The 20,210-nt window shown below is 72.9% G+C and carries 22 protein-coding genes and 1 pseudogene; 9 read left to right on the top strand and 14 right to left on the bottom strand.

Translation table 11 applies throughout. The annotated features are described in order from the left end of the window. Window positions 1-5: 5 nt before the first annotated feature. Complete coding sequence (locus tag ACIO5E_RS27150; protein ID WP_280685048.1) at window positions 6-284, bottom strand: DUF6158 family protein; 279 nt, start codon at window positions 282-284, stop codon at window positions 6-8. Between the two features lie 216 nt (window positions 285-500). On the opposite strand from ACIO5E_RS27150, the gene ACIO5E_RS27145 reads away from it, so the two are divergent. Then, window positions 501-1,493: an adenosine deaminase gene (locus ACIO5E_RS27145; RefSeq protein ID WP_400672521.1), complete on the top strand. Its 993-nt coding sequence runs from the start codon at window positions 501-503 to the stop codon at window positions 1,491-1,493. Between the two features lie 69 nt (window positions 1,494-1,562). On the opposite strand, the gene ACIO5E_RS27140 is transcribed toward ACIO5E_RS27145, so the two are convergent. The 5 genes from ACIO5E_RS27140 to ACIO5E_RS27120 all read right to left on the bottom strand — a co-directional run bounded on the left by ACIO5E_RS27140 (window position 1,563) and on the right by ACIO5E_RS27120 (window position 4,925). Further along, window positions 1,563-2,126, bottom strand: a complete 564-nt coding sequence (locus tag ACIO5E_RS27140) for a dihydrofolate reductase family protein (protein WP_400328764.1) — start codon at window positions 2,124-2,126, stop codon at window positions 1,563-1,565. A gap of 84 nt (window positions 2,127-2,210) precedes the next feature. Next, complete coding sequence (locus ACIO5E_RS27135) at window positions 2,211-2,828, bottom strand: vitamin K epoxide reductase family protein (RefSeq protein WP_400672518.1); 618 nt, start codon at window positions 2,826-2,828, stop codon at window positions 2,211-2,213. Then, complete coding sequence (locus tag ACIO5E_RS27130) at window positions 2,825-3,616, bottom strand: DsbA family protein (protein WP_400672515.1); 792 nt, start codon at window positions 3,614-3,616, stop codon at window positions 2,825-2,827. Before ACIO5E_RS27130 ends, ACIO5E_RS27135 begins: the two co-directional genes overlap by 4 nt. Window positions 3,617-3,714: 98 nt before the next feature. After that, window positions 3,715-4,374, bottom strand: a complete 660-nt coding sequence (locus ACIO5E_RS27125; RefSeq protein ID WP_400672512.1) for a hypothetical protein — start codon at window positions 4,372-4,374, stop codon at window positions 3,715-3,717. A gap of 98 nt (window positions 4,375-4,472) precedes the next feature. Then, a complete protein-coding gene (locus tag ACIO5E_RS27120) occupies window positions 4,473-4,925 on the bottom strand; it encodes an SRPBCC family protein (RefSeq protein ID WP_400672510.1) in 453 nt (150 codons plus the stop codon). A 163-nt stretch (window positions 4,926-5,088) separates the two neighbouring features. Between ACIO5E_RS27120 and ACIO5E_RS27115 the strand changes: the two genes are divergently transcribed. Continuing rightward, complete coding sequence (locus ACIO5E_RS27115) at window positions 5,089-5,958, top strand: Fpg/Nei family DNA glycosylase (RefSeq protein ID WP_400672507.1); 870 nt, start codon at window positions 5,089-5,091, stop codon at window positions 5,956-5,958. A gap of 140 nt (window positions 5,959-6,098) precedes the next feature. On the opposite strand, the gene ACIO5E_RS27110 is transcribed toward ACIO5E_RS27115, so the two are convergent. After that, a complete protein-coding gene (locus ACIO5E_RS27110) occupies window positions 6,099-6,959 on the bottom strand; it encodes an SAM-dependent methyltransferase (protein WP_400672505.1) in 861 nt (286 codons plus the stop codon). 227 nt (window positions 6,960-7,186) lie between these two features. Here ACIO5E_RS27110 and ACIO5E_RS27105 point away from each other — a divergent pair, with 227 nt between their 5' ends. The 4 genes from ACIO5E_RS27105 (at window position 7,187) to ACIO5E_RS27090 (ending at window position 11,310) form a co-directional block, all read left to right on the top strand. After that, window positions 7,187-8,050, top strand: a complete 864-nt coding sequence (locus tag ACIO5E_RS27105; protein WP_400672503.1) for a polysaccharide deacetylase family protein — start codon at window positions 7,187-7,189, stop codon at window positions 8,048-8,050. A gap of 177 nt (window positions 8,051-8,227) precedes the next feature. Further along, entirely contained in the window at window positions 8,228-8,554 is a 327-nt protein-coding gene (locus tag ACIO5E_RS27100; RefSeq protein ID WP_400672501.1) for a hypothetical protein, read from the top strand. A 130-nt stretch (window positions 8,555-8,684) separates the two neighbouring features. Further along, entirely contained in the window at window positions 8,685-9,557 is an 873-nt protein-coding gene (locus tag ACIO5E_RS27095; protein WP_400672499.1) for a sulfurtransferase, read from the top strand. Between the two features lie 220 nt (window positions 9,558-9,777). Then, complete coding sequence (locus ACIO5E_RS27090) at window positions 9,778-11,310, top strand: M1 family metallopeptidase (RefSeq protein WP_400672497.1); 1,533 nt, start codon at window positions 9,778-9,780, stop codon at window positions 11,308-11,310. Window positions 11,311-11,410: 100 nt separating this feature from the next. Here the strand turns inward: ACIO5E_RS27090 and ACIO5E_RS27085 are convergent, their stop codons facing one another. From ACIO5E_RS27085 to ACIO5E_RS27070, 4 genes are all read right to left on the bottom strand, one after another. Beyond that, on the bottom strand, window positions 11,411-12,259 hold the full coding sequence (locus ACIO5E_RS27085; RefSeq protein WP_400672494.1) for an aminoglycoside N(3)-acetyltransferase: 849 nt from the start codon (window positions 12,257-12,259) through the stop codon (window positions 11,411-11,413). A gap of 98 nt (window positions 12,260-12,357) precedes the next feature. Continuing rightward, on the bottom strand, window positions 12,358-12,888 hold the full coding sequence (locus tag ACIO5E_RS27080; protein ID WP_400672971.1) for a GNAT family N-acetyltransferase: 531 nt from the start codon (window positions 12,886-12,888) through the stop codon (window positions 12,358-12,360). A 23-nt stretch (window positions 12,889-12,911) separates the two neighbouring features. Next, entirely contained in the window at window positions 12,912-13,883 is a 972-nt protein-coding gene (locus ACIO5E_RS27075) for an NAD-dependent epimerase/dehydratase family protein (protein WP_400672491.1), read from the bottom strand. A 153-nt stretch (window positions 13,884-14,036) separates the two neighbouring features. After that, window positions 14,037-15,380 carry a condensation domain-containing protein gene (locus ACIO5E_RS27070; RefSeq protein ID WP_400672488.1) on the bottom strand — a complete coding sequence of 448 codons (1,344 nt, stop codon included), beginning with the start codon at window positions 15,378-15,380 and terminating at the stop codon, window positions 14,037-14,039. Window positions 15,381-15,440: 60 nt separating this feature from the next. On the opposite strand from ACIO5E_RS27070, the gene ACIO5E_RS27065 reads away from it, so the two are divergent. Together ACIO5E_RS27065 and ACIO5E_RS27060 are read left to right on the top strand one after the other, a co-directional pair. Beyond that, on the top strand, window positions 15,441-15,770 hold the full coding sequence (locus ACIO5E_RS27065) for a transposase (protein ID WP_400672486.1): 330 nt from the start codon (window positions 15,441-15,443) through the stop codon (window positions 15,768-15,770). Window positions 15,771-15,856: 86 nt separating this feature from the next. Continuing rightward, window positions 15,857-16,021: pseudogene (locus tag ACIO5E_RS27060) on the top strand (IS30 family transposase); the annotation flags it as partial. 88 nt (window positions 16,022-16,109) lie between these two features. Here ACIO5E_RS27060 and abc-f read toward each other — a convergent pair. Both abc-f and ACIO5E_RS27050 read right to left on the bottom strand, forming a co-directional pair. Next, window positions 16,110-17,777: a ribosomal protection-like ABC-F family protein gene (gene abc-f, locus ACIO5E_RS27055; protein ID WP_400672484.1), complete on the bottom strand. Its 1,668-nt coding sequence runs from the start codon at window positions 17,775-17,777 to the stop codon at window positions 16,110-16,112. A gap of 288 nt (window positions 17,778-18,065) precedes the next feature. Next, window positions 18,066-18,878: a class I SAM-dependent methyltransferase gene (locus ACIO5E_RS27050; protein WP_400672481.1), complete on the bottom strand. Its 813-nt coding sequence runs from the start codon at window positions 18,876-18,878 to the stop codon at window positions 18,066-18,068. Window positions 18,879-19,158: 280 nt separating this feature from the next. Between ACIO5E_RS27050 and ACIO5E_RS27045 the strand changes: the two genes are divergently transcribed. Further along, on the top strand, window positions 19,159-19,617 hold the full coding sequence (locus tag ACIO5E_RS27045; protein ID WP_400672968.1) for a DinB family protein: 459 nt from the start codon (window positions 19,159-19,161) through the stop codon (window positions 19,615-19,617). Between the two features lie 44 nt (window positions 19,618-19,661). Here the strand turns inward: ACIO5E_RS27045 and ACIO5E_RS27040 are convergent, their stop codons facing one another. Further along, window positions 19,662-20,156: an ATP-binding protein gene (locus tag ACIO5E_RS27040; protein ID WP_400672478.1), complete on the bottom strand. Its 495-nt coding sequence runs from the start codon at window positions 20,154-20,156 to the stop codon at window positions 19,662-19,664. Window positions 20,157-20,210: the final 54 nt, after the last annotated feature.

Below are 20,210 nucleotides of genomic sequence, written 5' to 3'. Positions count from 1 at the left end.
GGCAGCTACTCGGGCAGCGACTCCACCCGGGCCGCCGCCTCCCGGGCCCGGGCACCGGCCCTGGTCCGCCCGGCCGTCACCAGGCGGTCCGGGAAACGGTGCAGATACTCGGCCTCCAGCTGCCCCGTGCGCAGGGTGTGTCGCTTCAGCGCCTCGTCCGAGCCGTACAGGAACGTCTCGTGGCGGGTGCGGTGGAGTTGCTCCAGCTCGTGCAGCAGCGTGTCGTTGCCCAGGGCGTGCGGGGAGACGCCCTCGGGCCGGACGTGCGGGTCGATGTACCGCATCTCGGTACCTCCTCGACGGAAGCCCCCTCCCACTGGTTGCCCGCTGCCCCCGGCCGGTACACCCCAGCCGTGCACCCTTCACGACCGGCCCGGCCTCCGCGAGCGACGTGCCCGCCCTCCGCGACCCGCTCGTCCGGGCCGGTCGTGATCGAACAGCTCGTAGGATGAATCTCCGGACGCTTCGCCCCCACCCCCTACAGCTCGGACAGATCCCCCATGCCGCTCCCCAAGGCCGAACTCCACCTGCACATCGAAGGCACCCTGGAGCCCGAACTCGCCTTCGCCCTCGCCGCCCGCAACGCCGTCACGTTGCCCTACGCCGGCACCGAGGAGCTGCGTGCGGCGTACTCCTTCAGCGACCTGCAGTCCTTCCTGGACCTGTACTACGCGCTGATGGCCGTGCTGCGCACCGAGGAGGACTTCGCCGACCTCGCCGACGCCTACCTCGCCCGCGCGGCCGAGCAGGGCGTCCGGCACGCGGAGATCTTCTTCGACCCGCAGGCGCACACCGCGCGCGGCGTGCCGCTCGGCGTGGTGGTCGACGGGCTCGCCCGGGCGCTGGCGCGCAGCGAGGAGCGGTACGGGATCAGCACCCGGCTGATCATGTGCTTCCTGCGGGACGAATCCGCCGAGTCCGCGCTGGAGACCTTCGAGGCCGCCCGCCCCTACTTCGACCGGATCGCGGGCATCGGCCTCGACTCCGCCGAGGTCGGCCACCCGCCGGCCAAGTTCCGCGAGGTCTACCGGCGGGCCGCCGAGGCCGGGCTGCACCGCGTCGCCCACGCGGGCGAGGAGGGCCCGGCCTCCTACATCACCGAGGCGCTGGACGTCCTCGGCGTCGAGCGCATCGACCACGGCCTGCGCTGCCTGGAGGACGGCGACCTGGTCGCCCGCCTGGTCCGCGAGCAGATCCCGCTCACCCTCTGCCCGCTCTCCAACGTCCGCCTGCGCTGCATCGACACCCTCGTCGACCACCCGCTGCGCGAGATGCTGGAGGCCGGCCTGCTGGTCACCGTCAACTCCGACGACCCGGCCTACTTCGGCGGCTACGTCGACGACAACTTCCAGGCCGTCCGGCAGGCCCTCGCCCTCGACCAGGAGACCCTCCGCCGCCTCGCCGCCAACTCCTTCCGGGCCTCCTTCATCGACGACGAGCGCAGGGCCCGACTCCTCGCCGAGGTCGAGGAGTTCGTGTTCGACGCGGTCTAAGACCGACCGAACCCCGGTCCCGGGCGGGCTTCCTCGCCGGCTGCTCGGGCACCGCCGCCGTCAGCGGGCTCACGGGACTGCCGAAGGAGCCGTCCCGGCCCGGGTGTAGTGCAGCAGGGTGACGCCGCTCGCGAAGCGGCGGGTGCCGGTCAGGGCGAGCGGGACGGGGTGGGGAGTGGGGCGGAACAGGAGGGTGCCGCGGCCGAGGACGACGGGGTGGACGTAGAGGCGGAACTCGTCGACCAGGTCGTGGGCCAGGAAGGACGCGGCCAGGTCGGCGCCGCCGAGGGCGAGGTCGCCGCCGGGGGCGGTGGTGAGGGCCGCGATCGCCTCGGGGGTGACCTCGCGGGCGATGGCGGTGTTCCAGTCGGCGTGCCGGAGGGTGCGGGAGAAGACGGTCTTCGGCATCTCGCGCCAGATGGCGGCGAACTCGGCCATCGGGCCGGCGTTGGCCGGGTCCCGGTCGGCGGTGGGCCAGAACGAGGCCATCAGCTCGTGGGTGACCCGGCCGGAGAGGAAGCCGCCCATCCGGGCGAGTTCCTGGTTGAAGTGGGTGTGCAGGTCGTCGTCGACGAGCTGCCAGCCCAGGTCGTGGTCCGGGCCCTCGAAGTAGCCGTCGAGAGAGACGGACATGAAGAGGACGATCCTGCGTCGCATGGGCGGCCTCGGGCGGAGGATGGTCCGCCGCCCCCCGGGGGTGGGGGCGGCGGACGGCGATCAGATCAGGGTGCTCCAGTAGTACCAGAACCGGTTGAGGATCAGCAGGGCGATCACCGCGTACCAGAGGGCCGGGACGACCCAGTGGTAGCGGGCCGCCTCGCGGACGACCGGGCGCAGGGCGCGGCCGGTGGGGATGATCCCGGAGCGCAGGTTGTGCAGGGTGGTGTACCAGAACAGCGGGATCATCGTGGCCCAGACCACCATGCAGTACGGGCAGAGCGCGCCGATCCGGTAGAGCGCCTGGTACATCAGCCAGGTCACGAAGCCGATGCCGAAGACCGTCCCGGCCTGGAGGCCGAGCCAGAACCAGCGCCGGTAGGCGGCGCCCGCGAGCAGTCCGGCGCCGATCGCGATCACGACCGCGAAGCCGATCAGGCCGAGCAGCGAGTTGGGGAAGCCGAAGGCCTCGGCCTGGTCGCTGCGCATGATCGACCCGCAGCTGATGATCGGGTTGATGTTGCAGTTGGGGACGTAGGACGGGTCCTCCAGCAACCGGATCTTGTCCAGGGTGAGGACCGAGGAGGCGAACAGGCCGACCGCGCCGCCGATCAGCAGCAGCCAGGCGAACGGGCGGCCGGAGCCGTAGGTCCGCACGGCGGGGGCGGCGGTCGTCATCCGGTCACCTGCTTGACCATCGCGGTGAACTGCTCGGGGGAGACCGCCTTGCCACCGGTGAGGACGTCCAGCTTCTTGCCGTCCAGCTTCACGGTCGGGGTGCCGGTGACGTCGCTCTTGTTGAACTCCTCGTTCACCCGGGCCGCCCACGGCGCGTAGGTGCCGTCCTGGACGGCCTTGACGAAGCCGTCGGTCTTCAGGCCGGGCACCTGGCCGGCCAGGTCGAGAATGTGGTTGACGTCGCCGAAGCCGTCGGTGCGCTCGTCGGGCTGGTTGGCGTAGAGCACGTCGTGGAACTGCTTGAACTTGTCCACGCCCTCGTTGAGCGCGGCGCCGGCGGCGGCCAGCGCGGTGCGCGAGCCCTTGCCGCCGAGGTTCTTGTCCAGGAACGTCGCCAGGTGGTACTCGACCTTGAAGGTGCCGGCGTCGGCGAGCTGCTGGATGGCCTTGCCGGTGGTGGTCTCCAACTGCTCGCAGAACGGGCAGCGGAAGTCCTCGTAGACCTCCAGGGTGTGCGGGGCGTCGGCCTTTCCGTAGGTGATCACGGTGCCGTCGGTGCCGCTCGCGTTGGCGGGGACGACCAGCGGGCCGTTCGTGGCCGCGTCCGTGGAGCCGGAGGAGCCGCTGACGGCGAAGGCCACGCCCGCCACCAGGGCGAGCACGGCGGCGGAGGCGCCGCCGACCACGACCCGGCGGCGGATCCGGTCGGAGCGCTCGGCCTGGGCGCGGGCGGCGCGCATGCGGTCGGTGGCGGAGGTCCTGCCGGTGGTCTTGCGGGTGTTGCTCATGGAGTGTCGTCCTGTGCTCTCGGGCGTGCGGGGGTGCGGGCGCGCGGGGCGCGCGGCGAGAGGACCGGCCGGGAACGGCGCTCGGAGGCGCGCGTTGCTCAGCAGGCCAGGGCGAGCGCCGGCGGACCGCGCCGGACGGCCGGGCGGACGACGACGTCCTCGGCCGGGATCAGGGTCCGGCTGGCCGGGGGGAACGGCACCCGCGCCACCGGACGGGCCGGGACGGGCGCGACGAGCAGCCGCAGCCAGCGCGCGGCGGCCGGCAGGTACCGGTGCAGGAAGTCGCCCAGCATCCGGACGGTGCGGGCGAGGCCGGCCAGCGCGGCGTCCGCGCGGCGCAGCCAGAACGCGCCGGACAGCGCGATCGCGGCGTGCAACAGCAGGAGCAGCAGGACACCGACCTGCTGGGAGACGCCGTGGCCGAGCAGGAACCCGCCCAGCGAGCCGCCGCCGCACAGCAGCGGCTGGAAGCCGTGCGCGGCACCGGGCGGCAGGGACGGGCAGGCGGTCTGGGCGAGGTCGAACAGTGCGCTGACGCCCAGCTCCAGCGGCAGGAACACCGCCGCGACCGCCGGGTACCCGCGTTCGCGGCCGGCCAGCGCGTACGCCACCGCGAACACGGCGACGGAGGCCAGGGCCATCGTGCCGACCGGCAGCGAGCGGCCGGTGACGAGCACCTGGCCGAGTCCGGCGAGCAGCACGAGCAGCGCGGCGAAGACCGCCGCGCGGAGCGTCCTGGTGACCGGGCCGATGCTCATGGCATCCGAGTCTGCCACAGGTTGAAAGCGAAACGGTCGGGCCGAAGGTCCGCTGTGAAGAGCCTCACCACCGGCACTGAGCTGGGCTTATCCGGTCCTTACGGGTGAGTGCCCGCCGAGCTCACCCGCGCCTCCACCAGCTCCCGGAAGTGCTTCAGGTCGCCACGGACGGTCCGCTCGATCGCCCCGGCCTGGGCGAAGCCGCGCGGTCCGCCGAACGCCTCGTGCACCGCCTCCGGGTCGTACTCCACCCGGATCTGCAGCCGGGTGTGCCGGGCGTCCAGCGGCAGCAGCGCGAACGTGCCGCGCAGCGGGATCCCGTCGAGCGTCCGCCAGGACATCACCCGGCCCCGGCCGCGGTCGGTGATCTCGGTGTCGACCTCCCGATCGGCGCTGCCGAACCGCACCCCGAGGTGCGCCAGGTTCCGCCCGTGCGGATGGGCGCTGCGGACGCCGTCGACGAACTGCGGGTACTCGTGCACCCGGTGCAGCTGCTCCCAGGCGGCGAGGACGGGGGCGTCGATGTCGATCTGTTCCTCAAGGGTGCTCATCACGGTGCTCCGTGGAGGGGGGTTAGTACAAGCCTGCTCCCCGGGCGGGGGTCGGGCAACGGGTGGGGCCGGGCAACGCGTGCGGCTCGGGTGGGAGGCGGGCCGCGGGCAGGAGGCGGGGTTCGGGCGGGCGGTGGGCGCGGGGCTGCGGGAGACTGGGCGCATGCCGGAGCTGCCCGAGGTCGAGGCGCTGAGCGCCTTCCTGTCCGAGCGGTTGACCGGGCGCGTCATCGCCCGCGCGCAGCCGGTGGCGATCAGCGCGCTGAAGACGTACGACCCGCCGATCACCGCGCTGGAGGGGCGGACCGTGGGCTCGGTCACCCGGCACGGCAAGTTCCTGGACATCGAGGCCGGCGGGCTGCACCTGGTGGTCCACCTGGCCCGGGCCGGCTGGCTGCGCTGGAAGGACGGCCTGCCCGCCGAGCCGCCGCGCCCGAGTCCGAGGAGCCCGCTGGCGCTGCGGCTGCGCCTGGCCGGGGAGGCCGGCGACGGCTTCGACCTGACCGAGGCGGGGACGAAGAAGGGCCTCGCGGTCTACGTGGTGAAGGACCCGGCCGAGGTGCCCGGGGTGGCCCGGCTGGGCCCGGACCCGCTGGACCCGGACTTCACCCTGGCGGACTTCGCGGCTCTGCTGAGCGGTGAGCGGCGCCGGCTCAAGGGCGTCCTGCGGGACCAGAGCGTGCTGGCCGGGGTGGGCAACGCCTATTCGGACGAGGTGCTGCACGCGGCCCGGATGTCCCCGTACAAGCTGGCGTCCAGCCTGACCGGGGAGGAGACGGCACAGCTCTACCAGGCGCTCGGCGCCACGTTGCGGGACGCGGTGGAGCGCTCGCGCGGGCTGGCGGCCGGGGAGCTGAAGGCGGAGAAGAAACTGGGGCTGCGGGTGCACGGCCGGACGGGCCTGCCGTGCCCGGTCTGCGGGGACACCGTGCGCGAGGTGTCGTTCGCGGACTCCTCGCTGCAGTACTGCCCGACCTGCCAGACCGGGGGCAAGCCGCTGGCGGACCGTCGGCTGTCGCGGCTGCTGAAGTGAGGCCTGCGGGTGGGGCGGCGGTGGGGCCCGTTCGCTCGGGCGTCCGTCCGCCCCACCCGGGCCGGGGCCGGGCCCTCGGGTGGGGCCGGCCCCGGTCGGCGCTCGATGGGTCGGCGTTCGATGGGGCAGCGCCTGGTGGGTCAGCGCTTGATGGCGACGCCGCCCCAGTAGTACGCGGCCTTCGGGTCGGCCGGCGGCTCGCCGTCCGGGCGCCAGGCGAGGACCGGGGACAGGCCCGGCTCGACCAGGTCCCAGCCGTCGAAGAAGCGCAGGACGTCGTCGCGGGTGCGCGGGACGAGGGTCATCCCGCCGGCCCGGGCCGCCTCGGTGACCTTGCCGACGGCCTCCGGGTCGAAGTCCTGGGTGGGGGTGGTGAGGGCGATGCAGCTGCCGGCCGGCAGGGCGTCGCGCAGCGCGGCGACCCGGCCCCAGGGGTCGTCCTCGTCGGCGATCAGCATCAGGACGGCGATCATCAGCAGGCCGACCGGCTGGGTGAGGTCGAGGGTGGCGGTGAGCGCCGGATCGGCGAACAGTTCCTCGGGCTTGCGCAGGTCGGCGTGGATGTAGGTGGTCCGGCTGGCCGGGCTGGACACCATCAGGGCGCGGGCGTGGGCGAGCACGATCGGGTCGTTGTCGACGTAGACCACCCGGGTGCCGGGGCTGACCGCCTCGGCGATCTCGTGGGTGTTCGGCGAGGTGGGGATGCCGGTGCCGAGGTCGAGGAACTGGCGGATGCCGTGCTCCCGGGCGAGGTGGCGGACGGCCCGGCCCTGGAAGGCGCGGTTCGCCTTGGCCATCTCCTTGACGCTCGGCACGGCCTCCTCGATGGCCTGCCCCATGGCGCGGTCCGGCGGGAAGTTGGTCTTGCCGCCCAGCCAGTAGTCGTACACCCGTGCGGAGTGCGGGGCGGTGGTGTCGACGCCGAAACGTTCCCACTGGCTCAGCTCGGCGGGGTCGTTGTCGGGCCGGTCCTGGCCCGGGATGTCCTGACTTGTCGTCATGGCCACGTCCTCTGATGGCAGATCATCACACTGGGGAGGGCTCAGCGTAGCGGTCCGGAGGGGAGGTGGGGCATCCGGTGGGGGTGTAGCGGGGGAGTCCTGCGGGGGTGGGGTGCGCTTGCGCCGTCTGAGTGGTGATCGGGTCCGTCGGAGTTGAGCCCGGAGAGCGACGGTGGTGCGCGGGGGAAGCATTCAGAATGCTGTCAGATCATCAGATTTCATCTCGAATGCCTTCCCGTCGATTGTTGCTGGTCGCGGCCGGGATGTCCCTGCTCGGGGCGGCCGGCTGCCGGAGCCCCTGGAGCAGCGGGGACGGCGCCACCCCGGACGCCGCCGCGGGCGCCACGGCGACCACGGCGGGTTCGGCGGGCGGGGAGGGGAAGCCGGGCGCCGCTCCGGCCACCCCCTCCAAGACGCCCTCGCCGCTCCCCAGCAGTCCGCCGCCCTCCGCCCCCGCGCCGAACACGGAGCCCGTCCACCGGGTGCTCACGGCGGCGGAAGCCAAGCCGTTGTACGAACTCGACCCGGGCCGGCGGGCGGTGGCGCTCACCATCGACGACGGGCCGGACCCCCGGTACACGCCGACCGTGCTGGCGCTGCTCCAGCAGCACGGGATCCGGGCGACCTTCTTCCTGATCGGCGAGAACGCCGTCGAGCACCCGGCCCTGGTGCGGGAGATCGCCGACCACGGCCACCACATCGCCAACCACACCTGGACCCATCCCGACCTGCGGCACATGTCCGAGGGCCAGGTGCGGGACGAACTGGAACGCACCTCCGACCTGCTGCACCGGACCACCGGTCGCCAGCCGACCTGGTTCCGGTCGCCCGGCGGGGACTGGCCGGCGGTCACGCTCAAGGTGAGCGCCGAGCTCGGGATGCGGCCGATGTGCTGGTCGGTGGACCCGCGGGACTGGGCCAGGCCCGGGACCTCGGCGATCACCGAGCGGGTCCTCAAGAACGTCCGGCCCGGGTCCATCGTGCTCAACCACGACGGCGGTGGGGACCGCTCGCAGACGGTGGCGGCGCTGAAGGCGTACCTGCCGGTGCTGCTCGACTCGGGGTACTTGTTCACGGCCCCGCCGAACTGAGCGGGTTGCTCCGCCGACATCAAGTGGATGCGAAGAGATGGCGGGGTGGCGGCTTTGCCTTTCAAACCACTCGAAAGGGTGGATTGGAAGAACCGTTTCTGCGAATTTTGGGCCTCTAGGGTGATCTCGCACCAACTCACCAGGTACCACCGAGTACCACCTGAAAGGCCCTCACGCATGCGTCTCCGCAATGCCGCGCTCGCCGTCGCCAGCGCCGTCGCCCTCGTCCTCGCCGTGCCGATGTCGGCCAATGCCGCCACCGGTGAATTCCTGTACAAGGTCGGGCCCGGTGTGTTGGCCGGGCTGGCCGACCCGGAGAGCCGGGTGTGCATCGATCTGTTCGGGACCACTGAGGACCACCCGGGCTTCGCACCCGAGAACCTCACCAAGTCGACGGCCACGGTGTTCCTCGACGAGCACTGCTCGGGCGATGTCTTCTACGTCATGAACCCCGGCAAGAAGCTCGGCGACCGGCTGAAGCTGCGCTCGGTCGTCTTCTCCTGAGCCGCCGGGACCGCGGAGTGGCCCGGGTCGGACGGTCGGCGTAATTTCGAACTGTCCGGCCCGGTCGCCGGCGCCTCCTCGTGCCCGTGGTCGGGTGCCGCAGCCTGGGCAGAGTGAAGGAGGGCCTGCGATGACCGGCAACGGCTACGCACACCCCGAGGCGCTGGTCCGCACCGAGTGGCTGGCCCACCACCTGGACGACGGGACGATCCGGGTCGTCGAGGTGGACGAGGACACCACCGCCTACGACCGGGACCACATCCCCGGCGCGGTCGGCTGGAACTGGACGACCGACCTGCACAGCCGGGTCGGCCGCGACTACGCCGACCGGGAGGGCGTCCAGCACCTGTTGCGAGCGGCCGGGGTGGAGGACGACACCACCGTGGTGCTCTACGGCGGCAACAACAACTGGTTCGCCGCGTACGCCTACTGGCTGCTGCGGCTGCGCGGCTTCGGGCCGGTGCGGCTGCTGGACGGCGGGCGGAAGAAGTGGGAGCTGGAGGGGCGCGGGCTCACCGAAGAGGTGATGGACTACCAGCACACCACCTACCGGCTGACCGGGCCCGAGCGCCCGGAGCTGCGGGCGCTGCGGGACGAAGTGCTCCGCAAGGCCGAGGTGTTCGCCAAGCCCGGCTCGGACGCGGTGCTGGTCGACGTCCGCTCGCCCGCCGAGTACCGGGGCGAGCTGATCGCGCCGCCGCACCTGCCGCAGGAGCAGGCGCAGGTGCCCGGGCACATCCCCGGCGCGGTCAACGTCCCCTGGTCGCAGGCGGCCAACGACGACGGGTCGTTCCGCTCGGCGGAGGAGCTGCGGGCGCTGTACGGGGGGAAGGGCGTGGAGCCGGAGCGCGAGGTGATCGCGTACTGCCGGATCGGCGAGCGCTCCGCGCACACCTGGTTCACGCTCACCGAGCTGCTGGGGTACCCGCACGTCAAGAACTACGACGGCTCGTGGACGGAGTACGGCTCGCTGGTGCGGGCGCCGGTGGCGCTCGGAGGGTGACGGCGGCAGGGGGTGGCGGCGGGGGGCCGGCGGCAGGGTCGACGGCAGGGGGGTGAGGGGCTGCCGGGGCGTGCGGGGCCGGTGTGGCGTGTGACGGCGTCGCGGCGGTGCCATTTCGGCCTGTTTCTTTTCATGAACATCTCACTGTCAGGGAGTGGATCCGGGGTCACCGGGACAAGGATCGATCCGACCCATCGTCCCAGTGACCCTGGAGGACCACGTGCGCAAGAGGCTGATCGTCTCTGCCGCCAGCGCCCTGAGCCTGTTCCTGGCCGTCCCCGCCTCGGCGACCGACTTCCAACCCGGCGCGGCCGGGGTCGGCGACTCGTACTACCCGACCTACGGAAACGGCGGGTACCGCGTCTCGCACTACGACATCCGGCTGAAATACCAGCCCGCCACCGACGAACTTGAGGGCACCACCACCATCCTCGCCACGGCGACCGAGAACCTCTCCCGGTTCAACCTGGACTTCGCGCTGAACGTCCAGGAGGTCCGGGTCAACGGGCGCCCGGCGACCTTCGCCACCAGCGGTGAGCAGGAACTGGAGATCACGCTCGCCCGGCCGCTCGCCAAGGGCAGCCAGGCCACCGTGGTGGTCCGCTACAAGGGCGTCCCGTCCACCGTGAAGAAGTACGGCTTCACCGCCTGGCTGCGCACGCCGGACGGCGCGGTGGCGGCCGGCGAGCCCGAGTCGGCGTGGTGGTGGTTCCCGAGCAACGACCACCCGAGCGACAAGGCCACCTTCGACGTCTCGGTCCAGGTGCCGGACGGCAACCAGGTGATCAGCAACGGCGTCCTGACCGGCGCCACCTCCCAGGCCGGCTGGACCCGCTACAGCTGGCGCGAGAACAAGCCGCAGGCGACCTACCTGGCCACCCTCGCGGTCGGCAAGTTCGACGTCACGACCGACACCACGCCGAGCGGGCTGCCCGTCTACAACGCGTACAGCAAGGACCTCGGCGAGAACTCCGACGCGGCCAAGGCCAGCGTCGAGCGCACCGGTGAGCTGGTCGACTGGCTGAGCGGCTACTTCGGCGACTACCCGTTCAGCTCGGTCGGCGGCTACGTGCCCAACGTCAAGACCGGCTTCGCCCTGGAGACCCAGACCCGGGTCTTCTACAGCCCCCGGCAGTTCGCGCGAGGCACCAACACCTCCGTCGTCGTGCACGAGCTGGCCCACCAGTGGTACGGCGACAGCGTCTCGGTCTCGCGCTGGAGCGACATCTGGCTGAACGAGGGCTTCGCCCGGTACGCGCAGTTCCTCTGGTCCGAGCACGAGAACGAGGGCACGGCGCAGGAGCTCGCCGACTACGTCTACGCCTCGCACCCGGCCGACGACGCGTTCTGGAGCGTCAAGCCGGGCGACCCGGGCGCGGCCGACCAGTTCTCGAACGCCGTCTACGACCGGGGCGCGGTGGCCATCCAGGCACTGCGCAACGCCGTCGGGGACGACGCGTTCTTCCGGATCCTGAAGGGCTGGCCGGCCGAGCACCGCTACGGCAACGCCACCGTCCAGGACTTCCAGGCGTACGCGGAGAAGATCTCCGGGAAGAAGCTCGGGGACCTCTTCACCACCTGGCTGTTCACGGCGGCCAAGCCGGCCACCGGGCCGGCGCCCGCCGGGGCGGCCGCGGCGGCCTCGCTGGCGCCGGGGGCGGACGCGGGTCGGGCCGACGGGCAGCTGCCGGTGGAGCCGAAGTCCTGGAAGAAGATCCAGGAGACCAACTCGCTGCACGACGCGGAGCATTGAGGTCCGGCGCGTCTGAGGTGAGCAGGTGAGCAGGTGAGCAGGTGACCTGGTGACGGGTGTGGTCCGGTCGGCCGCTTGAGGAAGCGGGCGGTCGATCGGGCTACACCGCTCCGGGGTCGTCGGCCGCCAGCAGCTCGGTGAGGCGGCGGACGGCGAAGGGTATGAGCTCCCGGACCGGGATCAGCCGGCAGGGCGCGCTGCCGACCAGCACCTCGCGGATGCCCGCCTGCTCCTCGAACTCCCGCCCCACGACGGGGAAGTGGGTGTTGTTGTCGTTGCCCACGTCGGGCGCCTCGATCCAGACCCGCTCGCCCTGGATCGCCATCGGGAAGCGGCGGAGCTTGAGCCGGCGGTTGGGCGCGAAGGTCTCCGCGTAGTGCAGGAAGGTGTTGCGGTTGTGCCCGACGCCGATCAGCAGCACGTACCCGCCGAGATCGTGCAGCGCGCCGAAGGGCGACTCGCGACCGACCGCGAAGCCCAGTGAGCGGCGGGCGGTGACCTCCCGGGCGTGCGCCCCGACCGCGGCGACCGAGGCCTGCGGATGTGTGCTGCGCAGGCTCTCCGGCAGCGCGCGCAGCGCCTCCGGGACGGCGCCCATCCGGGAGGGGAGCCCGGCGTGGAACAGCGGGACGGCGGCCCGCCGTTCGGCGATCTCGGGGCTCGGAAGGCCGGTGTGCTCCGGCGCCGGGTCGTTGACGACATCGCCGGTGAAGGTGGGCACCGCGACCGTGCCGCCGGGCCCGACCGCCTCGCGCAGGCTGGCCACCACGGCCGCGGCGCCGCCGTCGACCCGGCCGAGGCTGGAGAGCGAGGAGTGCACGATCACCGCCATGCCCTCGCGGACGCCGACCCGTCGCCAGCCCTCGGCGAGATCGGCGGTGCTCAGCGGCGCTCCGGGCGGGGTGGTGCGTGGGCCGGTGCTCTGCGCGGTGGTGCGGTGCGAGGTCATGGTGCCCCCTGGTGGCGCTGGTGCAGGTGCTGGTGGGATCGTTCGGGGCCGACCATAGCGTGTGCCACTGACAACTGGTCAGGACGGGGTGGTCGGGCTCAGCCGACGGCCGGGCTTCGGCGTTCGACCAGGACGACGTCGCGCCAGCGGCCGTGCAGCCGGCCGATCCGCTCGCGGGTGCCGACCACGCGGAAGCCCGCGCGCCGGTGGAGGGCGAGGCCGGCGGTGTTCTCCGGGAAGATGCCGGACTGCACGGTCCAGATCCCGGCGGCGTCGGTGGACGCGAGCAGCGCGTCGAGCAGCGCCCGCCCGACGCCCCGGCCCTGCGCGGCGGGATCCACGTACACGGAGTGCTCGACCACGCCCGCGTAGGCGGCGCGGGCGGAGACCCGGGACACGGCGGCCCAGCCGAGGACGCGGCCGCGGGGCGCCGGGGAGTGGTCGAGGGGACCGTCGTCGAGGAGGGGGCGGTCGAGGGGGGAGTGGTCGAGGGCGACCAGGCGGTGGAGCGGGAGGCGGGCCGCGTCGAAGGCCGTCCAGTCGGCCGCACTGGTCTCGAAGGTGGCGTTTCCGCTGTCGATGCCCGCCTGGAAGACGGCCAGCACGGCCTCGGCGTGCTCGGGGCGCATCGGGGTGACGCGCGGGTCGGCGGTCACCGTGGGCCCGCCGACTCGGCCAGCACCCGGGCCTCCTGCTCGGGCGTGAAGCCGTGGCCGAGCGGAGGTTCGCCGCGCGCCCGGTCCCAGGCGAGCACGTCGGCGGCGGTGACCGCGAGCGGGGTCGCCGGCAGCCCGGCCGCGCGCGCCCGGGCGGCGCTGCGCTGTTGGCCGGGCCAGAGCGGCTCGGCGCGGACCAGCGGGAAGAACGGCGGCGGCGCGCTCTGCGGCGGCACCGGGACGACCTCCACCTCGGTGCCCGCCACCTCGGCGCAGGTGGCGATCAGCCGGCCCAGCGTGGTCGGCTCGGCCGGGCCGACGGCGTGGAAGGCGCCCGCCCGGTCGTCCTGGAGCAGCCGGACCACCAGCCGGGCCAGGTCACGGACGTCGACCACCTGGACGGGCTGCTCCGGCCGCCCCGGCAGCGCGACCCGCCCGCCCCGGGCGGCCCGGCGGGCCCAGTAGGTGAGCCCGCGCTGGTCGTCGTGGGGGCCGGCGACCTTTCCGGGCCGCACGATCGTCGCCCGGTCGCCGTAGCGGGCGGTGACGGCGTCCTCGCAGGCGACCTTGAGCCGGCCGTACGTCTCCTCGGTCAGCTGCTCGGCGTCGCGCAGCGGTGCGCGGCGCGGGGCGGACTCGTCCGAGCCGGGGGCGAGGCCGGTCCGCTCGTACACCGCGTGGCTGGAGATGAACAGGTAGCGGCCGACCCGGTCGCCGAGTGCGGCCATCGCCTGGTCGACCTGGCGGGGGCGGTAGCCGCTGACGTCCACCACCGCGTCCCAGCGGCCGTCGCGCAGGGCGGTGTGGTCGCCGGTGTCGCGGTCGCCGATGAGGTGGGTGGCGGTGGGGAAGAGACCGGGGTTGGCCCGGCCGCGGTTGAACAGGGTGACCTCGGCACCGTCGCGCAGGGCGTGGTCGGTGATCGCGCGGCCGACGAAGGAGGTGCCGCCGAGGACGAGGATCCGCATGGGGCCAGCGTAGCGGCGGGGGGTCGGCCGGCATACGGGGGCCGGCGCTCGCCCGCCGTGCGGAGGAGTCGGCGGCGTGCCGTCTCCGCGGCGGCCCGGATCCGCGTCGTCGGGGCCACGGCGACGCGGTCCGGCAGGTGTCGGGTACCGGGGTCAGCCCGCTTCGGCGGCGCGGGCCTCGGTGACGATCAACTCCTCGATCCCGTACAGGAAGCGCTCCATCGCCGGGCGCGGGAGCACGGCCGGGTCGGCCGTCATGGTCAGGCTGAGCGCGTCCGGGGACTGCAGCGCGTCCAGGGCGTAGGTCAGGCCGGGGCGCGGTTCGAACTCCACCGGCCAGGTCAGGGTGGTCCGGTCGCCGCCGGTGTCGGTGCCGGGAGCGGCCGGAACCAGCTCGCGGGTGTCGTTGAAGACGCAGGACCGGTCGGCGAGCGGGGCGCCCTCGGCGGCGAGCCGCCCGATCTCGGCGTCCAACCGGAGCCTGTCGTAGTAGGCGTGGCGGTAGGTGCCGATCGCGGCAGCGTGCGTGCGCCGGACGACGTCGCCGAACTCGGCGGTGGCGTCCGGGAGATGGAACAGGCCGTCGCCCGCGACCACGCTCACCGCGTTGGTCAGCCCGGGCAGGAAGCGGTTGCTGACCACGACGTTCAGCACCGCCTCCGCCGAACCCGACAGTCGGGCCGTCATCGCGGCCGTCGCCGCCAGCAGCACCGAGGAGGAGCTCACCCGGTGGGCGGCCGCCACGCGTTCCACCGCGCCGGGCAACGCCGGCGAGCGCAGCACGGCGTTCGGGAACGCGTCGGCAGGCCCGGACGGCTGCGGAAACAGTCGGGCCGGGCCCGACCGGAGCTTGCGCAGGAACTGCTTGCGGGCGCCCGCGTCCCGCCGCTGCCCACGCTCCGACACCTGGAACTCCGCTTCCTCCAGGGGCTGTTGGCCAGGCTCGCGCCGCTTGGCCAGCTCGTCCGGCGAGGTGCCCAGGCAGAGCGCGGTCAGGTCCGCCACCAGGCGGTTCATCCCCGTGCCGTCGACCGCGGTGTGCGAGAGTACCAGGCTCACGTACCGGGCCAACCCGCCCGCCTCCACCACACCGACCCGGATCGGCCACTGCACGGCGGTGTCGAACGGCTGCGCCGCGAGTTCGTCGTGCAGTCGGCCGCCCGCCTGTGCCGGGTCGCACCCCTCCGCGCAGGGTCGGACCTCGACGTCCAACCGGCCCTCCCCGTCCAGCACTTGGAGCAGCCGACCGTCCTCGCTCGGCACCAGCCGGGTGTGCAGGGAGTCGTGCAGGTGCAGCAGCCGCTCCAGGCCGTCGAGCAGGGCGGGCAGTGGCAGCCCGGGGTCGAGCGGAGCCGCGGTGGCGATGTTGTACCGCGGCACGTCGGCCGGGGCCAGTCGGCTCACGGCGTCCCGGACGGCCTGTTGGCCCCAGGTGGCGGGTCCGGCGCCGGACCGGCCGGACGAGAAGACGATCTCCAGCAGTTGACGAGTGGTCACCGTGTGGCTCTCCGATGTGGCGGTGGATCGTGACGTCGTGCCGGTGCGTTGGGAGCGCGGATGCTGCTGGGGAGAGTGTGGCGCACCGCCCGCCGGGCGTCGAGGGTTGACCGGGGCCCGTGGCCGTGGCCGGGCGGGATCGGTGACATCACCCGCTTCGCCAACGCGGCCAAGCTCGCCCGCTACACCGGATGCGCCCCGATCCCGGTCTACTCCTCGGACAAGGAGCGCCACCGCCTGCACCGCGGCGGCAACCGCCGGCTCAACAGCGTGCTCTACACCGCATCCATCGTCCAACAGCGGTTCCACCCGGAGCCCGAGAACTGCTGGCACGCCATGAGCCCACCAAGGGCGCCCGCGGCGCCCGGCGCATCCTCAAGCGACACCTGATCGACGTCATTCACCGCGCAATGACCAGAGACCGAGCCACCCGGCAGCACCACATCACCCAACATCAGCTCGCTGCTTGACATGGAAGCGTCAATGGGCTGCTGCGCCAGTACTTCCCCAAGGGCACCGACCTGTCCTCCCGCGGTCCGGAACACCTCGCCGCCGTCGCCGCCGAACTCAACGGCCGCCCACGCAAAACGCTCGGCTGGGAAACCCCAGCCGAGCGCCTGCACAAACTCATCGCGGCCTGATCAAACCGACCACGTGTTGCAACGACCCATAGAAACCGCCGACGGCCCCGGGGCCGTGTGCCGTCGGCCAGGCCGACCCGGCGTCGGCTCACACCTCGGGCGCCCCCGTCTCCTTCAGCTCGCCGCCGGCCAGCCGCACCCACCGGTTCACACCGATCTCGCGGAGGAACCGCTCGTCGTGGCTGACCACCACGAAGGCCCCCCGGTAGGAGTTCAGGGCGCTCTCCAACTGGCCCGCGCTGACGAGGTCGAGGTTGTTCGTCGGCTCGTCCAGGAGCAGCAGGTGCGGGGCCGGCTCCGCGCACAGGACGCAGGCCAGGGTGGCGCGCAGCCGCTCGCCGCCGGAGAGCACCCCGACGGGCAGGTGGGCGCGGGCACCCCGGAAGAGGAAGCGGGCGAGCAGGTTCATCCGCTCGGCCTCGGGCCGCTCCGGCGCGTACTCGGCCAAGTTCTCGGCGACCGTACCGTCCAGGTCCAGCAGGTCGAGGCGCTGCGAGAGGTAGGCGATGCGTCCGTCGGCCCGCTTGATCTCCCCGCCCTCCGGGGCCAGGTCGCCGTTCAGCAGGCGCAGCAGCGTGCTCTTCCCGGCGCCGTTGGGGCCGGTCAGCGCGATGCGTTCCGGGCCGCGGATGGTCAGGTCGACACCGCGACCGGTGAACACGTCCTGGTCGCCGAGCCGGACGCGGAGCTGCTCGCCGAGGAACAGGGTGCGTCCGGCGGGCACGGTGGTGTCGGGCAGGTCCAGCGTGAGGCGCTGCTCCTCGCGCAGCGCGCGCCCGGCCTCGTCCAGCCGGGCTTTCGCCTCGCCGACCCGGCCGGCGTGCAGCTGGCCGGCCCGCCCGGCGGACTCCTGCGCGCCCCGCTTCATGGTGCCGGCGAAGATGCGGGGCAGACCGGCGTTCTTCAGGTTGCGGGCGGCGTTGCTCTGCCGGCGTTCGGCCCGCTCGCGGGCCAGCTGCATCTCCCGCTTCTCCCGCTTCAGCTCCTGCTCGGCGGTGCGGACGTTCTTCTCGGCGACCTCCTGCCCGGCCCGCACGGCCTCCTCGTACGCGGTGAAGTTGCCGCCGTAGAAGTGGAGTTCGCCGCGGTCGAGTTCGGCGATGCGCTCCATGCGGTCGAGCAGGGCGCGGTCGTGGCTGACCAGGAGCAGGCAGCCGTGGAAGTCCTCCAGCGCGTCGTAGAGCCGGTGCCGGGCGTCGAGGTCGAGGTTGTTGGTGGGCTCGTCGAGCAGCAGCACGTCCGGCCGCTTCAGCAACTGGGCGGCGAGGCCGAGGGAGATGACCTGGCCGCCGCTGAGGGTGCTCAGCGTGCGGTCCAGGGTGAGGCCGGCCAGGCCGAGGCGGTCCAACTGGGCGCGGGTGCGTTCCTCGATGTCCCAGTCGTCGCCGATGGTCGTGAAGTGCTTCTCGTCGACGTCCCCGGACTCCACGGCGTCGATGGCCCGGATGGTCGCGGCGACGCCCAGTAGTTCGGCGACGGTGGGGTTGTCGGTGGGGTTGTCGGTCAGACTGCCGGTCAGGGGGAGGCTTTGCGGGAGGTAACCGAGGGTGCCGGTGACGGAGACCGATCCGGTGCCGGGCCGCAGGGCGCCGGCGATGAGCTTGAGCAGCGTGCTCTTGCCCGCGCCGTTGGGCGCGACGAGGCCGGTGCGGCCGGAGCCGACGGTGAAGGACAGGTCCTGGAAGACGGGGGTGTCGTCGGGCCAGGCGAAGGACAGGTTCGAGCAGACGACGGAAACGCCGGAAACGCCGGACATGGAGGTGACCTCGCGGGGAGGGGGCAGGCATGACACTTCTGCCCCGGCGGTGGACAAGGGGGAAGAGGGGACGACAGCGAGGCCACGGCAGCGGTGCTTCCACGCACCGGCCGGTGGCCTGTCGGGTCCGGGTGTCACCCGGAGATGTCGTCGTCCACCACCATGTCCGGTCTCCTCAAGAAAAGATCAACGTCCTTACCAGGCTACCAGCATGGGCGTGCCGGCCGCCCGGCGCGTGCCGTCCTGCCGTGGCGGCGGGCAGGTCGGCACGCTGATGGGAGTGGCGGGTCAGGGGCGGTGGGCGGTGATGACGTGGTAGTCGAGGAGGCCGTTGTGCCAGGCGGGGAGGAAGTTGCGGGTCCAGTGGCCGGGTGGGACGGTCTCGGTGAGATAGCGGTCGAGGCCGGGCCAGACGTCGGGGCCGATGGTCTCGGTGGTGACGGCGGTGAAGCCGGCGGCGGTGAGGTCGCTGGTGAAGGTGGTGAGCGGGTGGGGGACGTCGAGGCCGTCGGCGAAGCTGGCGAGGAGGATGCTGAGGCGTTCGGCGATGTCGGGGCCGTCGGTGGCGAAGAAGGTGGTGACGACGAGTCGGCCGCCTGGGCGTAGCACGCGGGCGGCCTCGCGGGCGAAGCCGGTGAGTTCGCGGAAGTGCTGGGCGGCCTCGACGGAGTAGACGCCGTCCAAGGAGGCGTCGGCGAAGGGCAGTTCGTCAGCGGAACCGAGGGTGTAGGCGAGCCGATCGGGGTAGGTGGCCAGGGCCTTGGCGTTGACGGCGCGGGCGCGTTCGATCTGGTCGGGGTGGATGTCGACCCCGGTGACGGCGGCGAACCGGAACTCGCGCAGCGCGAGGGCGGCGCCGAGTCCGCGTCCGCAGCCGACCTCGGCCAGGCGCAGGTGTTGGTGTGGCTCCGGGAACGCGCGCAGGACCCGGCGGTAGAGCTGCTCCTGACTGTGCACCCGGTCCTCTGCGGTGGGGGCGGTGAGGTCCATGCCCTGCCAGTAGCCGAAGTTGATGAACCCGCCTGCGAAGCTGGCAGCTTGGGACAGATCGCCGGCGCCGTAGGTCCGGCGGACGGTCGGGGGGATGCGGTTCTGGTCCATGGGTCGCTGGGTCTCCTGGTCTGTGGTCGCCCGGCCCTCGGGCGCGCCGAGGTACGTACCCAAACCGGTATGCGTCCGAACACGGCGAGTGACGGTCTCGGGGTGGATGCTACTGGGTGGCGGAGGGGGTCCGCGCCGCCTCGCCGCCGGGAGTGAAATGCGTTGTCAGGCAGGGCGATCGGTTCGCTACAGTCCGCGAGGATTCCACAGCCAGAGGAGAAACGATTCCGTGAACACCGACGAACGCCCCGCCCCGCCGCTGACCGGTGGCGAGCGCGAGATGCTGCGCGCCTTCCTGGACTTCCACCGGGCGACGCTCGCGATGAAGTGCGAGGGCCTCACCGACGAGCAGCTGCGGCAGCGCTCCAGCCCGCCGTCCACGCTGACCCTGCTCGGCCTGGTCCGGCACCTGGCGGAGGTGGAGCGCACCTGGTTCCGGCGCGTCATCGACGGCGAGGACGTCCCGCTGGTCTGGTCCGAGGACGGCGACTACCAGGTGGCCTACGACGCCACCGGCGCCACCCGTGCCGAGGCCTTCGGCGCCTGGCAGGCCGAGGTCGAGCACTCCCGCCGCATCGAGCGCGCCGCCGCCTCCCTCGACGTCACCGGCTACCAGCCGCGCTGGCAGGCGGAGGTCTCGCTCCGCCTGGTGATGCTCCACCTGATCCACGAGTACGCCCGCCACAACGGCCACGCCGACTTCCTCCGCGAGGCCATCGACGGCACGGTGGGGGCGTAGCCCAGGCGTGGCCCAGGCGCAGCCCGCCTCGGGGGCGGGCGGGGCTACCAGCCGAGGAGGTGGGTGCGGTGGGTGAGGGCGGTGAGGATGGACTTGGCGGTGGTCTCGGGGGTGAGCGCGCTGGTGTCCAGGGTGTGGGGGCCGGTGGCGGTGTCCGGGGCCGGGTGGAGGACGACGTAATGCAGGGCGGTGCCGGTGGTGCGGCTCTCGCGGCGGAAGGTGTCCAGGGTGGACGGGGCGGCCGGGCACTCGACGATGACCTGGTAGCCGCGGGTGGCGTAGGCGAAGGCGGCCTGTGCGGCGGCGGCGAGGGCGGTGGTGTTCTGCCGCTCGGCCTCGGGGAGGTGGGGCGGCAGCTGGCCGCGCCGGATGACCCGCAGGAAGTCGTGCGTGCGCAGGTGGACGCTCGGGTGCAGTTCCTCCGCGAGCAGGGCCGCGACCGGGCTCTGGTCGGCCCCGGACGGGTCGACGAGGACGAGGACGCCGCCGGCACCCCGGCCGCCCCCGAGCTCCGGCCCACCTACGGTCGTACGGTTCACAGCTGCTGATCCCTTCGCGGGCCGGGGACGGACGGGTAGCCGGGGCGAGGCGGG

Source organism: Kitasatospora sp. NPDC087314, assembly GCF_044744365.1.
Classification (GTDB): Bacteria; Actinomycetota; Actinomycetes; order Streptomycetales; family Streptomycetaceae; genus Kitasatospora.
Note: the sequence above shows the minus strand (reverse complement) of the source record. Positions and strands in the feature narration are given on the sequence as shown.

Bases quoted from the DNA above. Each gene is read 5' to 3' on its own strand.
- ACIO5E_RS27050 (WP_400672481.1), bottom strand. From the start codon at position 18,878: ATGGACCAGAACCGCATCCCCCCGACCGTCCGCCGGACCTACGGCGCC.
- ACIO5E_RS27120 (WP_400672510.1), bottom strand. From the start codon at position 4,925: ATGAGCACCCTTGAGGAACAGATCGACATCGACGCCCCCGTCCTCGCC.
- ACIO5E_RS27045 (WP_400672968.1), top strand. From the start codon at position 19,159: ATGCTGCGCGCCTTCCTGGACTTCCACCGGGCGACGCTCGCGATGAAG.
- ACIO5E_RS27075 (WP_400672491.1), bottom strand. From the start codon at position 13,883: ATGCGGATCCTCGTCCTCGGCGGCACCTCCTTCGTCGGCCGCGCGATC.
- ACIO5E_RS27145 (WP_400672521.1), top strand. From the start codon at position 501: ATGCCGCTCCCCAAGGCCGAACTCCACCTGCACATCGAAGGCACCCTG.
- ACIO5E_RS27115 (WP_400672507.1), top strand. From the start codon at position 5,089: ATGCCGGAGCTGCCCGAGGTCGAGGCGCTGAGCGCCTTCCTGTCCGAG.
- ACIO5E_RS27150 (WP_280685048.1), bottom strand. From the start codon at position 284: ATGCGGTACATCGACCCGCACGTCCGGCCCGAGGGCGTCTCCCCGCAC.
- ACIO5E_RS27100 (WP_400672501.1), top strand. From the start codon at position 8,228: ATGCGTCTCCGCAATGCCGCGCTCGCCGTCGCCAGCGCCGTCGCCCTC.
- ACIO5E_RS27125 (WP_400672512.1), bottom strand. From the start codon at position 4,374: ATGAGCATCGGCCCGGTCACCAGGACGCTCCGCGCGGCGGTCTTCGCC.
- ACIO5E_RS27095 (WP_400672499.1), top strand. From the start codon at position 8,685: ATGACCGGCAACGGCTACGCACACCCCGAGGCGCTGGTCCGCACCGAG.
- ACIO5E_RS27105 (WP_400672503.1), top strand. From the start codon at position 7,187: ATGCCTTCCCGTCGATTGTTGCTGGTCGCGGCCGGGATGTCCCTGCTC.
- ACIO5E_RS27135 (WP_400672518.1), bottom strand. From the start codon at position 2,828: ATGACGACCGCCGCCCCCGCCGTGCGGACCTACGGCTCCGGCCGCCCG.
- ACIO5E_RS27110 (WP_400672505.1), bottom strand. From the start codon at position 6,959: ATGACGACAAGTCAGGACATCCCGGGCCAGGACCGGCCCGACAACGAC.
- ACIO5E_RS27080 (WP_400672971.1), bottom strand. From the start codon at position 12,888: ATGCGCCCCGAGCACGCCGAGGCCGTGCTGGCCGTCTTCCAGGCGGGC.
- abc-f (WP_400672484.1), bottom strand. From the start codon at position 17,777: ATGTCCGGCGTTTCCGGCGTTTCCGTCGTCTGCTCGAACCTGTCCTTC.
- ACIO5E_RS27140 (WP_400328764.1), bottom strand. From the start codon at position 2,126: ATGTCCGTCTCTCTCGACGGCTACTTCGAGGGCCCGGACCACGACCTG.
- ACIO5E_RS27130 (WP_400672515.1), bottom strand. From the start codon at position 3,616: ATGAGCAACACCCGCAAGACCACCGGCAGGACCTCCGCCACCGACCGC.
- ACIO5E_RS27085 (WP_400672494.1), bottom strand. From the start codon at position 12,259: ATGACCTCGCACCGCACCACCGCGCAGAGCACCGGCCCACGCACCACC.
- ACIO5E_RS27065 (WP_400672486.1), top strand. From the start codon at position 15,441: ATGCTGCTGGGGAGAGTGTGGCGCACCGCCCGCCGGGCGTCGAGGGTT.